This is a genomic window from Georgenia sp. AZ-5, assembly GCF_043952095.1.
Lineage (GTDB): Bacteria > Actinomycetota > Actinomycetes > Actinomycetales > Actinomycetaceae > Georgenia.
Genome location: NZ_JBINOU010000001.1, coordinates 3,152,508 through 3,164,745, shown reverse-complemented (window position 1 = coordinate 3,164,745; position 12,238 = coordinate 3,152,508). Strand labels below are relative to the sequence as shown.

Annotated in this window: 14 protein-coding genes; 9 read left to right on the top strand and 5 right to left on the bottom strand. The window is 74.6% G+C overall.

The features are described 5' to 3' along the window. On the bottom strand, window positions 1-138 hold the full coding sequence (locus ACF0H8_RS14820; protein ID WP_395289658.1) for a hypothetical protein: 138 nt from the start codon (window positions 136-138) through the stop codon (window positions 1-3). A 298-nt stretch (window positions 139-436) separates the two neighbouring features. On the opposite strand from ACF0H8_RS14820, the gene ACF0H8_RS14815 reads away from it, so the two are divergent. Beyond that, window positions 437-1,327, top strand: coding sequence for an ABC transporter permease (locus ACF0H8_RS14815; protein ID WP_395289657.1), 891 nt, complete (start codon window positions 437-439; stop codon window positions 1,325-1,327). On the opposite strand, the gene ACF0H8_RS14810 is transcribed toward ACF0H8_RS14815, so the two are convergent. Continuing rightward, the gene (locus ACF0H8_RS14810; RefSeq protein ID WP_395289656.1) at window positions 1,324-2,073 is read right to left on the bottom strand and encodes an aspartate/glutamate racemase family protein; all 750 of its coding nucleotides are present in this window, start codon (window positions 2,071-2,073) and stop codon (window positions 1,324-1,326) included. The two genes, ACF0H8_RS14815 and ACF0H8_RS14810, sit on opposite strands and share 4 nt — an antisense overlap. Window positions 2,074-2,219: 146 nt before the next feature. Here ACF0H8_RS14810 and ACF0H8_RS14805 point away from each other — a divergent pair, with 146 nt between their 5' ends. Both ACF0H8_RS14805 and ACF0H8_RS14800 read left to right on the top strand, forming a co-directional pair. Continuing rightward, window positions 2,220-2,696, top strand: a complete 477-nt coding sequence (locus ACF0H8_RS14805; RefSeq protein ID WP_395289655.1) for a transporter substrate-binding domain-containing protein — start codon at window positions 2,220-2,222, stop codon at window positions 2,694-2,696. Further along, on the top strand, window positions 2,693-3,694 hold the full coding sequence (locus ACF0H8_RS14800; RefSeq protein ID WP_395289654.1) for a cation diffusion facilitator family transporter: 1,002 nt from the start codon (window positions 2,693-2,695) through the stop codon (window positions 3,692-3,694). Before ACF0H8_RS14805 ends, ACF0H8_RS14800 begins: the two co-directional genes overlap by 4 nt. A gap of 22 nt (window positions 3,695-3,716) precedes the next feature. On the opposite strand, the gene ACF0H8_RS14795 is transcribed toward ACF0H8_RS14800, so the two are convergent. Then, window positions 3,717-5,156, bottom strand: a complete 1,440-nt coding sequence (locus ACF0H8_RS14795; RefSeq protein ID WP_395289653.1) for an IS110 family transposase — start codon at window positions 5,154-5,156, stop codon at window positions 3,717-3,719. A 531-nt stretch (window positions 5,157-5,687) separates the two neighbouring features. On the opposite strand from ACF0H8_RS14795, the gene ACF0H8_RS14790 reads away from it, so the two are divergent. Genes ACF0H8_RS14790 through ACF0H8_RS14770 form a run of 5 tightly spaced genes read left to right on the top strand, consistent with a single transcriptional unit; the run spans window position 5,688 to window position 9,098 of the window. Further along, window positions 5,688-5,861, top strand: coding sequence for a hypothetical protein (locus tag ACF0H8_RS14790; RefSeq protein WP_395289652.1), 174 nt, complete (start codon window positions 5,688-5,690; stop codon window positions 5,859-5,861). Window positions 5,862-5,870: 9 nt separating this feature from the next. Then, on the top strand, window positions 5,871-6,566 hold the full coding sequence (gene nadD / locus ACF0H8_RS14785; RefSeq protein ID WP_395289651.1) for a nicotinate-nucleotide adenylyltransferase: 696 nt from the start codon (window positions 5,871-5,873) through the stop codon (window positions 6,564-6,566). Next, window positions 6,563-8,032, top strand: coding sequence for a hypothetical protein (locus tag ACF0H8_RS14780; RefSeq protein WP_395289650.1), 1,470 nt, complete (start codon window positions 6,563-6,565; stop codon window positions 8,030-8,032). Before nadD ends, ACF0H8_RS14780 begins: the two co-directional genes overlap by 4 nt. A gap of 38 nt (window positions 8,033-8,070) precedes the next feature. Then, window positions 8,071-8,481 carry a ribosome silencing factor gene (gene rsfS / locus ACF0H8_RS14775; RefSeq protein ID WP_395289649.1) on the top strand — a complete coding sequence of 137 codons (411 nt, stop codon included), beginning with the start codon at window positions 8,071-8,073 and terminating at the stop codon, window positions 8,479-8,481. Next, window positions 8,478-9,098: a histidine phosphatase family protein gene (locus tag ACF0H8_RS14770; protein ID WP_395289648.1), complete on the top strand. Its 621-nt coding sequence runs from the start codon at window positions 8,478-8,480 to the stop codon at window positions 9,096-9,098. The genes rsfS and ACF0H8_RS14770 overlap by 4 nt, the downstream gene beginning before the upstream one ends. Before the next feature lie 74 nt (window positions 9,099-9,172). On the opposite strand, the gene ACF0H8_RS14765 is transcribed toward ACF0H8_RS14770, so the two are convergent. Further along, window positions 9,173-10,165, bottom strand: coding sequence for an ABC transporter substrate-binding protein (locus ACF0H8_RS14765; protein WP_395289647.1), 993 nt, complete (start codon window positions 10,163-10,165; stop codon window positions 9,173-9,175). 275 nt (window positions 10,166-10,440) lie between these two features. Here ACF0H8_RS14765 and ACF0H8_RS14760 point away from each other — a divergent pair, with 275 nt between their 5' ends. After that, window positions 10,441-11,676: a flavin-dependent oxidoreductase gene (locus ACF0H8_RS14760; protein ID WP_395289646.1), complete on the top strand. Its 1,236-nt coding sequence runs from the start codon at window positions 10,441-10,443 to the stop codon at window positions 11,674-11,676. A gap of 80 nt (window positions 11,677-11,756) precedes the next feature. Here ACF0H8_RS14760 and ACF0H8_RS14755 read toward each other — a convergent pair whose 3' ends face one another. Then, window positions 11,757-12,158 carry an ankyrin repeat domain-containing protein gene (locus tag ACF0H8_RS14755; RefSeq protein WP_395289645.1) on the bottom strand — a complete coding sequence of 134 codons (402 nt, stop codon included), beginning with the start codon at window positions 12,156-12,158 and terminating at the stop codon, window positions 11,757-11,759. Window positions 12,159-12,238 lie beyond the last annotated feature (80 nt).

Here is a 12,238-nt window from a genome sequence, read left to right as displayed (position 1 = left end):
TCAGAGCACCAGCGGCCCGGCGAAGGGGCGGAAGCGGTGCATCTCGTCCCCGCCGTCGGGGCGGATGACGCCCCACCGCGACTCGGGCACCGCGTTCCAGGCCCCGGGCAGGTCCCGCAGCGGCTCGGAGACGATCATCCGCGACTCGACCGTTGTGCATCCACATCCACCGGCCGTGGCGGAACGGGTGGCAGTGGTGCGCTGGACCGGGGTGCCGGTCGAGGCCCGCACGTGCGCGAGTACACCGGGCGACCCCGGCCGGCGCACGGTGTGGCTCGTCCTGGCCGGGACGCGGACGCCTGCCCCAGGGCGTCGGTCCATGACCGCCGCCGTGCCACGGGCCTGCGTGCCCGCCGCGACCTGGGCCCGCGTGCCGGCGCGGACGTGCGGGGCGCCCCGACCCGGCGGCGGCGTACCTTGCCCGCGGGAGGCATCGATGAGCCAGGACGACGTGGGCCTGCTGCTGCGCACCGCCGTGGGGCTGGCGGTGGTCGTGGGCCTGACCATGGGGCTGCAGCGCTGGGGCCGGCTGCCCACCGGCGCCCGCCCCCTGACCGCGGTGCTGCGCGCCGCCCTGCAGCTCGGCGTCATCGCCCTGGTCCTGCGGGGCGTGCTCACCTGGCCCGCGCTGGTCGCGGCCTTCGTCGCGCTCATGCTCACGACGGCGTCCCTCACCTCCGGCTCCCGGCTGGGTGAGCTCTGGTCCGGCCGCCGGGCCGCCCTCGCCGCCGTGCTGGTCGGCGGGCTGGTCTCCACCGCCGTCGTGCTCGCCCTGGGCCTGGTGCCCTTCGACGCGCGCAACGTCGTCGCGGTGGGCGGCATCCTCATCGGCAACTCCATGTCCGCCGCCACGCTCTCGGGCCGCAACTTCCGGACCATGGCCCTCGCCCGGGCGGGCGAGGTGGAGGCGTGGCTCGCGCTGGGCGCGCCGCCGCGCCGGGCCTTCGAGGACGTCGCCCGCAACGCCGTCCATGAGGCGCTGCTGCCCACGCTGGACCAGACCCGCTCCACCGGCCTGGTGACGCTGCCCGGTGCGTTCGTCGGCGCGCTCTTCGGCGGCGCCGGCCCCATCGAGGCGGCCCGCTTCCAGCTCGTCGTGCTCGCCGGGATCATGCTCACCCAGACCCTGACCGGGCTCACCGTGACCCGCATCCTCTCCGCCGCGCCGCTGCTGCCGACGGCGGCCGCGCCTTCCGGCGCCGCCGCCCAGCGCCGGAAGCACCACCACGCCCCGGCGGAGCGCCCTCAGGGCGGCGGCCCCGGGGCCGGTGGCACGGCCAGGGAGGTGGCCGCGGGCAGTAGGCCTACGTCGGCCGATCCGTCCTAGCCGGGCGCTGTGCCCGCGGCGTCGTCCTGGAGGATCGCGGCGCCCGCGGTGCCGTCCTGCGCGAGGGCGGCCTCGGCGGCGGCCAGTGCGTGGCAGCGCATCGAGTCCAGCAGCGGCAGGGGGCTGTCCGCCGGGCTGAGGAGCAGCTCGATCTCGGTGCAGGCCAGCACGACGGCGTCGCAGCCGGTCCCGGCCAGCGAGCCGAGCGCCCGGACGTAGGCCCGGCGGGAGTCGTCCGTGACGACGCCCTGCGTCAGCTCGTCGAAGATGAACCGGTCGATCATCTCCTGGTCGCCGGCCGCCGGGACGACCGTCGTGATGCCGTGCCGGGCGAGCCGGTCGGCATAGAAGGCCTCCGCCATCACCCACCGGGTGCCGACCAGCCCGACCGTGCGGTACCCGGCGGCCGTGGCCGCCGCGCCCACGGCGTCGCCGATGTGCAGCAGCGGCACGGAGACGGCGTCCTCGACGGCCCCGGCGACCTTGTGCATCAGGTTGGTCCCGATGAGGACGAGCTCGGCGCCGGCGCCCTCCAGGCGGCGGGCCGCATCCGCCAGCAGCTCTCCCGCGCCGGCCCAGTCCTCGCACAGCTGGAGCGCGCGGACCTCCTCGAAGTCGAGAGAGGACATCAGCAGCCGGGCCGAGTGGTGCCCGCCCAGCCGGCGCTGCACCTCGGTGTTGATGACCTTGTAGTACTCGGCCGTCGAGTACCAGCTCATGCCGCCGATGAGACCGATGGTCCGCATGCTCGCTCCTTCGCGCCGGGTCTCCCATGCTGCCCCACCCCGGCCGCGCGCCGGGGGTGATCCAGCCCGTCCGCGGGCATGCCGCCGGGCGTGCCACGCGCCGCGGCCGAAAGTGCGGAAATCCGCCGTCGGCGTTCAATGGCCCCGTGACCAGGCTGATCGCGACGGCGCTGCTGCTGGCGGCGCTGCTGACGGGGTGCGGGGCGACCATCCCGACCGACCCCGACGGCACCCTCGACCGGGTGACGAGCACCGGCGTGCTGCGGGTGGGAGTCTCCCCGAACCCGCCGTGGACCATCGTGACGAGCCAGGAGGCGCCGCCGCGGGGCACGGAGGCCGAGCTGGTCGGCGAGTTCGCCGAGTCGCTCGGCGCCGAGATCGAGTGGACGGTCGGCGGGGAGGAGGCGCTCGTCGGCGAGCTCGAGCGGGGCCAGCTGGACCTGGTGATCGGCGGGCTGACGGCGAGGTCGCCGTGGTCGCAGAAGGCGGCGCTGACCTACCGGTACACCACGGCCGTCGGCCCCGAGGGCACGGAGGAGCTGCACGTGATGGCCGCGCCGATGGGGGAGAACGCCTTCCTCGTCGAGCTGGAGCACTTCCTGCTGGGGAAGGACCTGGTGTGAGCAGGTTCGGCGACACCCAGCTGCCGGAGGAGCAGGACCGCGCCCTCCACCGCGCCATCCGGCTCGAGTGGCTGACCATCGGCTACCTCGTCACGGCCGTGATCCCGGTCTACCTCGTCATGGGCAACTCCCAGGCCATGAAGGCCGCGTGGGTGGAGGACATGCTCTCCTTCATCCCGCCCATCGCCTTCCTCGTCGCCGTGCGCCTGACCCGCAAGCCGCCGAGCGAGCGCCACCCCTACGGCTACCACCGCTCGATCGGCGTCGGTCACCTCGTCGCGGCCACCGCGCTGCTGAGCATGGGTGCCCTGCTGGTGTGGGACTCGGCCACCCGGCTGGTCAAGGCCGAGCACCCGCCGGTGGGCCTGATGGAGCTCGCCGGTCAGGAGATCTGGTCGGGCTGGCTGATGATCCTGGTGCTGGCCTACACCGGGATACCGCCGGTGCTGCTCGGCCGCGCGAAGATGCCGCTCTCGCGGGAGCTGCACGACCGGGTGCTCTACGCCGACGCCGACATGAACAAGGCGGACTGGATGACCGCCGGCGGCGCCGTCATCGGCGTGCTGGGCATCGGCGTCGGGCTGTGGTGGGCCGACGCCGTCGCCGCCCTGTTCATCGCGGTGAGCATCATCCACGACGGGTGGAAGAACCTCCGGGTCGCCGTCGCCGCGCTCATGGACGCCCGCGCCGCCACGGTCGACGGGGAGGAGCCGCACCCGCTCGTCGAGCAGGTCGACGAGCTGCTCGGCTCGCTGCCGTGGGTCCGCGCCGCCCGCTCGCGGGTGCGGGACGAGGGGCACGTGTTCCACGTCGAGTCCTTCGTCGTCCCGGCAGAGGGCGTGACACCGTCGCCCACGCAGCTGCGCGAGGCCCGGGAGGCCGCGAGCGAGCTGGACTGGAAGATCCAGGACATGGTGCTCGTCCCGGTGGAGGACCTGCCCGCGAAGTTCCTGCCCGGGCTGCGCGAGGAGAACCGCGGGCACGACGCCACCGGCTGATTCCCTAAGGGGGATCGGGTTGTCAAGCGGTCCGCCTGTTGACGGGCTGTGTGGGCCCGGTCAACGATGAGGAGCGAGGAAGGTCGCCCCGTTTGCCGACACTGCGTGTGTCTGGCTGTGACTGTCCGGTAGGGACTGTCTGGGGGGCCTTCCTCGCTTTCTTGCTGCGGCGGCGGGCGCGGACCTCGGCCGGCACCGTCCAGTGCTGGCGGACGATGGCCTTGGCCTCCTCGGCGCTCACTGGGCGCCCGTCGGTGTCGCGGATGACGTAGGGCTCGCCGCGTCGCATGACGGTCCAGAACCGTTCGGCCAGGTGGGCGGCGACGACGCACAGGGCGCCGAGGTGGTCCTTGCCGCGTTCGACCATCTGGACGTAGTACAGGCGGGCGAGCTGGGGGTCTTGGTGGCGGGCGGTGTCCGCGGCGCGGATCAGGGTGGTGCGCAGCAGCGAGGAGCCGGCCTTGGACATCGGCTGGCCCTTGCGGTCGGTCTCGCCGGTCTCGGAGGCCCTGGGGGCTAGCCCGGTGTAGGAGCGAAACGCCTTGGCGTTGCGGAACCGGGCTGCGTCCCCGGTCACGGCGACCAGCGCGGGACCGCTGATCTCGGCGACGCCGGGCAGGGAGCGGGCCAGCTCTTCTGGGTCGACCTGCTGGTAGTAGGCCTCGCGGTGCTGGGCGTGTTCGGCGAGCTCGGCCTGGACGGCGCGCAGCAACCGCACCTCGGTGGCGATCTCGGCGGCGAGGTCGGCGAAGGCCACCGCGGGGTGCTCGCCGTACAGGGCCAGGGAGGCGCGGGCGGCCTCGAGCCATTGCTGGGCCCGGTCGCGGCCCTGGTGGCCGTGCGAGGCCCTCGTGATCAGCGTGGTCAGGCGCGTGAGCCCGGCCCTGGTCAGCGCCCGCGGGTCGGCGTAGCGCTCCAGGACCGCCAGGTCGGCGACGCCGAGGTCACCGGTCAGCGGCGACATCGGCAGCACCTGGCGGGCCAGGTCCTTGATGCGCCGCTTGTGCTCGGCCCCGGCCCGGGTGAGCCGGTCGGTGGCCCGCACCCGCCGGTCCAGCCCGGCCCGCTCCGCGCCGGGCAGCTCCAGGGGTCGCAGCCCGGCCGGGTCGAACAGCGGCAGTCGGGCCAGGGTCTCGGCGTCGATGCCGTTGGTCTTGGTGTGCCGGGACAGGAAGCGGCGCAGGTCGGCGGCCTTGGCCGAGCTGACCCGGTGGACCAGGTGGCCGCGGGTGGCGAAGAACACCGCGATCGGCAACCACGCCGGCCCGGTCGGCTCCATCACGACCTCCAGCCGGGTGCCCGCCTCGGCGCCGGCCAGCGCGGCCTGCTCGATGCCGGTCAGGCTCTCCACGGTCGGCCAGGCCTTGCGCCTGGCCACCGTCGCACCGGTCTCGTCCAGCACCCGGACCGTATGGGCGGTCGCGATGCCCAGGTCGATGCCCACCAGGCGCCGTGTCGCCATCTGATCTCCCCTTCGTCGGTGACGATTGACACCGGCCCGTCCGGGGTGGAGCGACGCACTACGGCCACGGTCCCAAGGAAGACACGCGGCCAACCGCGGCTCCCACTCATGTGCTGCAACCGGCACCGGCCTCGGCGGACCGGGCCACTTCCCTCAACCGGGGCATCCGTGGCCGGCCGGGAGTGGCAATCAGGCCAACGGGGCAAGCACTCCACGCGGAGCACCTCCCCAGAGCGGATCTCGACGCCACCACCCGGACCAACCGGGATGACCTACGCATACCCTGGGACCCCGACCACGTGGTGGCTCCACGCCGCCGATGTCCCTTACATGAGCGGGTCGGCCGGTGAGTCCCGCCACATCCCTCGCGTCCCAGCGGACGACGCGGCCGTGCCACCGGCGGCATCGGCCACCACAGGGCGTCACCGAGCCCCGGGAACGCCTCCGAGCGGCGAGCCCGCTCCGTCCCGAACCCTCGTCCGTGACAGACTGTTCCCCTGTACCGGACTGCCACGCGAGGAATGGGATCCGATGAAGAGCTCGCTCGTCACCTTCGCCGCCGAGGCCGAGGCCACCGCCGAGGCCGCGACCGTCAACCCCTATGTGCTCGGCCTCGTCACCTTCAGCGCCTTCGTGCTGCTCCTGCTGCTGACGTACGCGTTCCGCAACGTGAGCCACCGGCACAGCAGCCGCGACCAGCACTGAGGTAGCCAGATGGGGTGGGGCGAGAAGCGCCGTCGGCGCGTCGGTGTCATGGGTGGCACCTTCGACCCGGTGCACCACGGGCACCTGGTGGCGGCCAGCGAGGTGCGCGACGCGTTCGACCTCGACGAGGTCATCTTCGTCCCCACCGGTGAGAACCCGTTCAAGCAGGACCGCGAGGTCACCGCGGCCGAGCACCGTTACCTGATGACGGTGGTCGCCACGGCGTCCAACCCCCGCTTCACCGTCTCCCGCGTGGAGATCGACCGGCCCGGCGTCACGTACACCATCGACACGCTCCGCGCCCTGCGCGAGCAGATGCCCGACGCCGAGTTCTTCTTCATCACCGGCGCCGACGTGCTGCCGCAGATCCTCACGTGGAAGGACGCCGACGAGCTGTGGTCGCTGGCGCACTTCATCGGGGTGACGCGGCCCGGGCACCAGCTCGACCTCGGCGCCCTGCCCGCGGCGGGCGTGTCCCTGATGGAGGTGCCGGCCATGGCGATCTCCTCCACGGACTGCCGCGACCGCGTCCGGGCCGGGAAGCCGGTGTGGTACCTGGTGCCAGACGGCGTGGTGCAGTACATCGCCAAGCACGGGCTCTACCGCCCGGACGGTCCCGCCGGCGTGGTGGGACAGCACGAGACCAATCAGGCAGAGACCGAAACACGCGCCGGCAGCCGGCGCACCGTGGGAGCAGGGCAGTGAGCCAGCCAGAGCCGTCGACCGACACCGCCGGACTGGGGGAGCGGCGCCGACGCCGTGAGGCGGCGCGCGCCGCCGCGATCGCCGCCGAGCGAGCCGGTCAGCCGCTGAGCCGCAAGGAGATCCGCCGCCGCCAGCTCGAGGAGGAGGCGCGCCTGCAGGCGATCGCCACCGGTGAGCTGCAGCTCGGCGCGCCCGCGCAGCCGGCCGGCGCGCCCGCGGCCGGCGCTTCCGCGGCCGGCGCGCCGGCCGCAGCTCTCACGGGCACCGCGACCGGGGCTCACACGGGCACCGCGCCCGGCGTTCCCGCCGCCGGCTCGGCGCGGGGCGCCGGAGCGACCGCGAGGCGCCGTGAGCGGCGCCGCGCCGAGACGGCCGCGTCGGCGCAGGAGGCGCCGTCGGCGCACTCCGCGGCGGAGGCCGCGCTCCGCCCGGCCGACCACGCGCAGCCCGGTCAGGGGCCCTCGGTCGCCCATCCCGTCCGCGCCGCCCACCCAGGTCGCGGGGCCCAGCCGGCGCGCGCCCCGCAGCCCCACGCCCCGGCCGCGCGCCCGGCCCAGCCCGCGCGGCGGCGCGGCGCCCAGGGCGTCGACGACCGCGCCGTGGCCCAGCGCCTCGCCGAGCCGGTTGGCGCGCTGACGCCGGCCGCGCCGCCCCGTGAGACCGAGCAGCACCGCACGGCCCCGACCCGCCGCCCGGTTGTCCGGGCGCCGCACGCCGCCAAGGGCATCCGCAGCCTCGACGCCACCGGCACGCTCACGGGCATCCAGCCGGTCCCGGCCGCCGCGCCGCCGTCAGCGCTGCCCGCGCCCGCCGCCGTGCCCACCGACCCCACCGACTGGGAGTCGGCCGCGAACCTGCCCGCCGTCGTCGAGGGCGCCGGCACGTTCACGGTGGTCGAGGACTCGGAGCTGGAGCGCACGGCCGCCCTCGCCGCGCCCGTCCGTCCCGACGCCCCCACCCCCACCCCCACCCCCACCCCCACCCCCACCCCCGCCGCCGTCGCCGACGCCCACGTCGCCGACACCGCCGCCCAAGCCGAGGACACGGCCGGGCCGGAGCTCGACGACGAGGACTACGACGACCTGCCGCGGCCGCAGTGGGCCTCGCTGGCCGAGTTCAGCGCGGCCACGGGTGCCTCGCCCGACGAGGCGTCCGCGCCTGCCCAGCCCGCCCGCCGGCCGCTGCGCGAGCGCGTCGCCGAGACGGCCCGCGCCGTCACCGGCGCGTCCGCGCACTCCCCGGCGGAGGCGCCGGACGAGGAGTACGACGACTACGACCACGAGGACTACGAGGCCGAGAACCCGGCCACCTCGATCGTCAAGATCGTCATCCTCGTGGTGGCGGCCATCGTCATCGGGCTGCTCATCGGGCTGCTGGCGTTCACCGACCCGGGCAACGCCGCGGCCGGGCAGGTCGTCGACCGGGTGGTGGCCCTCACCGGGGCCACCCCGCCCGCGCGCGCGTAGGATCGCCGGGACCCGTCCACCACCTCACGAGGAGACCCGTGCCCGCTGACGACCGTTCCCGCCACCTCGCCGTCGTCGCCGCCCGTGCGGCGGCCGACAAGAAGGCCCAGGAGATCATCGCCCTCGACGTCAGTGAGCGGCTGGTGCTCACCGACGTCTTCCTGGTCGCCTCCGGCGCCAACGACCGGCAGGTCAAGGCCATCGTCGACGCCGTCGAGGAGGCCCTGCACAAGGAGGGCGCCAAGGCGGCCCGCCGGGAGGGCCTGAGCGAGGCGCACTGGGTGCTGCTGGACTTCGGCGAGATCGTGGTGCACGTGCAGCAGGAGGAGGACCGCGAGTTCTACGCCCTCGAGCGGCTGTGGAAGGACTGCCCCGTCGTCGACCTGCCGGCCGACCTCTACGCGCCGGCCGAGGCGGACGCGGACGGGGCCGGGGCCGCGCAGGCATGACCGCCGGCACCGTCGTCCTGTGGCGGCACGGGCAGACCGAGTACAACGCGTCCCTGCGGCTGCAGGGCCAGTCGGACATCGCGCTCAACGCCACGGGCCGGCGGCAGGCGGCCGCGGCCGCCGAGGTGCTGGCCGCGCTCGAGCCCACCCGCATCATCACCTCCGACCTGGTCCGCGCCCAGGAGACGGCGCAGGTCCTCGCGGGCGTCGCCGGCGTGCAGGCGACGAGGGACGTGCGGCTGCGTGAGCGCAGCTTCGGGGTGTGGGAGGGCCTGACCGGCGCCGAGATCGAGACCGGCTGGCCGGCGGAGTACGCCGCGTGGCGGCGCGGGCAGGAGCCCGAGGGCGTGGGCGCCGAGTCGCGCGCCGGCTGCGGCGTGCGGGTCGCCGAGGCGGTCGAGGAGGTCGCCGACGAGCTCGACCGGGACGACGTGCTGGTCGTCGTCGCGCACGGCGCCGCCATCACCTGCGGGCAGACCGTGCTGCTCGGCCTGGAGCCGGGGGGCTGGTTCGGCTTTACCGGCCTGGAGAACTGCCGCTGGTCGACGATGCACCCCAACCGCGGCCGCGAGCCCGCCTGGCGGCTGGCGGGCTACAACATCGGCGCCGAGGAGTAGGGCGCCCGGGAGCAGTGGGCGCCCGGCCTCGCGCGCGGCCGGGCCGCGTCGTCGTCGCGCGCGCTCTGACCGGGCTACCGCGCGTCCGCCGGCACCAGGGACTCCACGTCGATCGGCTCGTCGACCACGCCCTGCTCCTGCATCTGCTCGGCGAGGAACTCCAGCGACTCGACGTCGACCTCGCCGCCCCACTCCGGCAGCACCATCTCGGCCGCCACCGCCGGGTCGACGTCCTGCAGATCGGACAAGGCGGTCCGGAAGGCGTCCGGGTCGTCCGCGATGGCCTGGGCGGTCTCGCCGACGGCGGTGCGGAAGCTCTCGACGACCTCCGCGTTCTCCTGCGCGTACTGCGGCGTCGCGACGAACGAGCCCACCTGCAGCCCCTCCATCGCCTCGGCGTAGGGGTAGAGGACCGGGACGTTGCCCTGCTGCTTGCCGATCGCCAGGAACGGCTCGATAACCCAGGCGGCGTCGACGTTGCCGTTGGCGAGGGCGGAGAGCATGTCCGGGAAGCCGATCTCGACGAACTCGATGCCGGAGGGGTCGATGCCCCGCTCCTGCAGCGCCGCGGTGATGGTGATGTCGCCGATGTTCTCCAGCGTGTTCACCGCGATCGACCGTCCGGCGAGCCCGCCCGCGTCGGTGATCTCCCCGCCGCCGGGCACGAGGACGGCGGAGAAGTCGCTCTGCGGGTCCCGGGTGGCGAACGTCCCCGGCGCGACGATCTGCAACGGCAGCCCCTCGGAGCCGGCGCGCAGCACGCTGACGGTGTTGGAGCCGGCCAGGTCGAAGTTGCCGGAGACGAGCGCGGGGATGGTGGCCGCGCCCCCGGCCGAGGTGTCCACCTCCAGGTCGAGGCCGTGCTCCTCGAAGATCCCGAGCTGCTCCCCGTAGCCCAGGAACGCCGACGGGATGCCCGCGGTCTCCCCGATCCGCAGCGTCGCCGGCTCGGCGCCGCCCGTGCCGCCGTCCTGCCCGGTGGCCTCCGGGGGCGCCTCCTCGTCGGCGCCGCACGCCGCCAGGGCGAGCGCCGCGGCCGCCAGTGCACCCACCCGCCGTGCGTCCATGGTGGTCCTCCTCGTCGAGGTTCATCGCGGTGGCCTCCGTTGGCCGCCGGAGCAGCGCGTCGTCGCGCCCGTCCTGACCATGGTGCGCCCGGCGGTCGGAGCGCGACACCGGGACGGCGCCCATCCGCGCCACGCGCTCCGGGCGGGTGCGTGCGGCGACGGCCGGCGCGCGCGTGCGGGGAGCGAGGCGGAGCATGGGTGCAGCGGACCCGCGCCGGACGTCGCGGCGTGGTGCGCGGCAGCGGCGCTGTGGCCGCACGGACGAAGGAGCAGCAGTGAACGTCCTGATCGCCGGTGCTGGGATCGCCGGGCTGACGCTGGCGCTGGAGCTGCACCAGGCGGGCATCGAGTGCCGCGTGCTCGAGGCGGTGCCGCGGCTGGAGCCCATCGGGGCAGGCATCAACCTCCTCCCGCACGCGATGCAGGTGCTCGACGGCCTGGGCGCGGCCGAGGAGCTGGAGCGGGTCGGTATCGAGACGAAGGAGTCCGTCTTCTTCAGCCGGTACGGGCAGCTCGTCTACCGCGAGCCGGCGGGCCGGTTCGCCGGGTACGAGCATCCCCAGGTCTCCATACATCGCGGCGACGCCCAGCTCACCCTGCTCCGGCTCGTCCGGGACCGGCTCGGCGCGGACGCCGTCAAGCTGGGCCGGCGGGTCATCGGCGTCGCCGAGGACGGCGACGGCGTGCGCGTCGCCGTGCTGGACGAGGCCGGGCAGGAGTCCGAGGAGCGCGCCACGGTCCTCGTCGGCTGCGACGGCGTGCACTCCGCGGTCCGGGCGCAGTTCTACCCCGACGAGGGCGACCCGCTCTACTCGGGCGTGACCATGTGGCGCGGCGTGACGCCGTGGCGGCCGTTCCTGAGCGGGGCGAGCATGGTCCGCGCCGGCTGGCTCGCCTCGGGGAAGATGGTCGTCTACCCCGTGCGCGACGACATCGACGGCGCCGGCACCCAGCTGGTCAACTGGGTCGCCGAGGTCGAGCGACCGCGGCCCGGCCGCCGGGACTGGAACCGCTCGGGCCGGCTCGAGGACTTCATCGACGTGTTCGAGGACTGGCACTTCGACTGGCTCGACGTGCCGGCCCTCATCCGCGGTGCCGAGAAGGTGCTCGAGTACCCCATGGTCGACCAGGACCCGCTGCCCAGGTGGACCTTCGGCCACGCCACCCTGCTCGGCGACGCCGCGCACCCGATGGTGCCGCGCGGCTCCAACGGCGCCGGGCAGGCCGTCCTCGACGCCCGTGCGCTGCGCCGGGCCCTCGAGAGCACGCGGGACCCGCAGGCCGCGCTGCACCGCTACGAGGAGGAACGGCGCCCGGCCACCGCGGCCGTCGTCGAAACGAACCGGCGCAACCCGCCGGACACCATCCTCAAGGAGGTCTACGAGCGCACCGGAGACCGCCCGTTCCGGCGCATCGAGGACGTCATCAGCCAGGAGGAGATGGCGGCCATCTCCGACAGCTACAAGCGGGTCGCCGCGTACGACAAGGACATGCTGCGCCGGCAGGGGTGACGCCCTGGTTCCGCCTTGATGGGCGGGTCGGCGGTTCTTCGCCGACCCGGCGCACGCGTGACCCAAGCGGCGCGCGGGGCTCAGGACGGCCGGTGCTCCGCGATGAGCGACGCCATCTCGGGCAGGTTGAAGTACTGCGCGGTTGCCCGGGCGCTGGGCGTGCCGGCGTCGGGGTCCGCCCCGGCGTCCAGCAGCATGGTGACGATCTCCGGGTCCTGCTTGAAGACCGCGCACACCAGGGCGTTCTGCCCGCGGTCGTTGAGGCGCTCGACGTCGGCGCCGCGCTCCAGCAGCGCCCGCACCGTCGTTGCGTGCTGGTGGTAGGCGGCCAGGATGAGCAGGGTGTCGCCCTTGGCGTTGGTGAGGTCGACGGGCACCCCGGCGTCCACGGCGGCGGCCAGCTCCGCCGTCTCGCCCTCGCGGGCGACGTCGAAGAGGTGGTTGGCGTAGGCGATGGCGGCGTCGTCGGGCTGCTCGGTCATGGCACCAACCTAATGAAGCGGCCCGCGAGGATGTGCGCCGGGCTGCCATCGTGTGCCTCCTGGAGCCCGGCCGTCTTCCG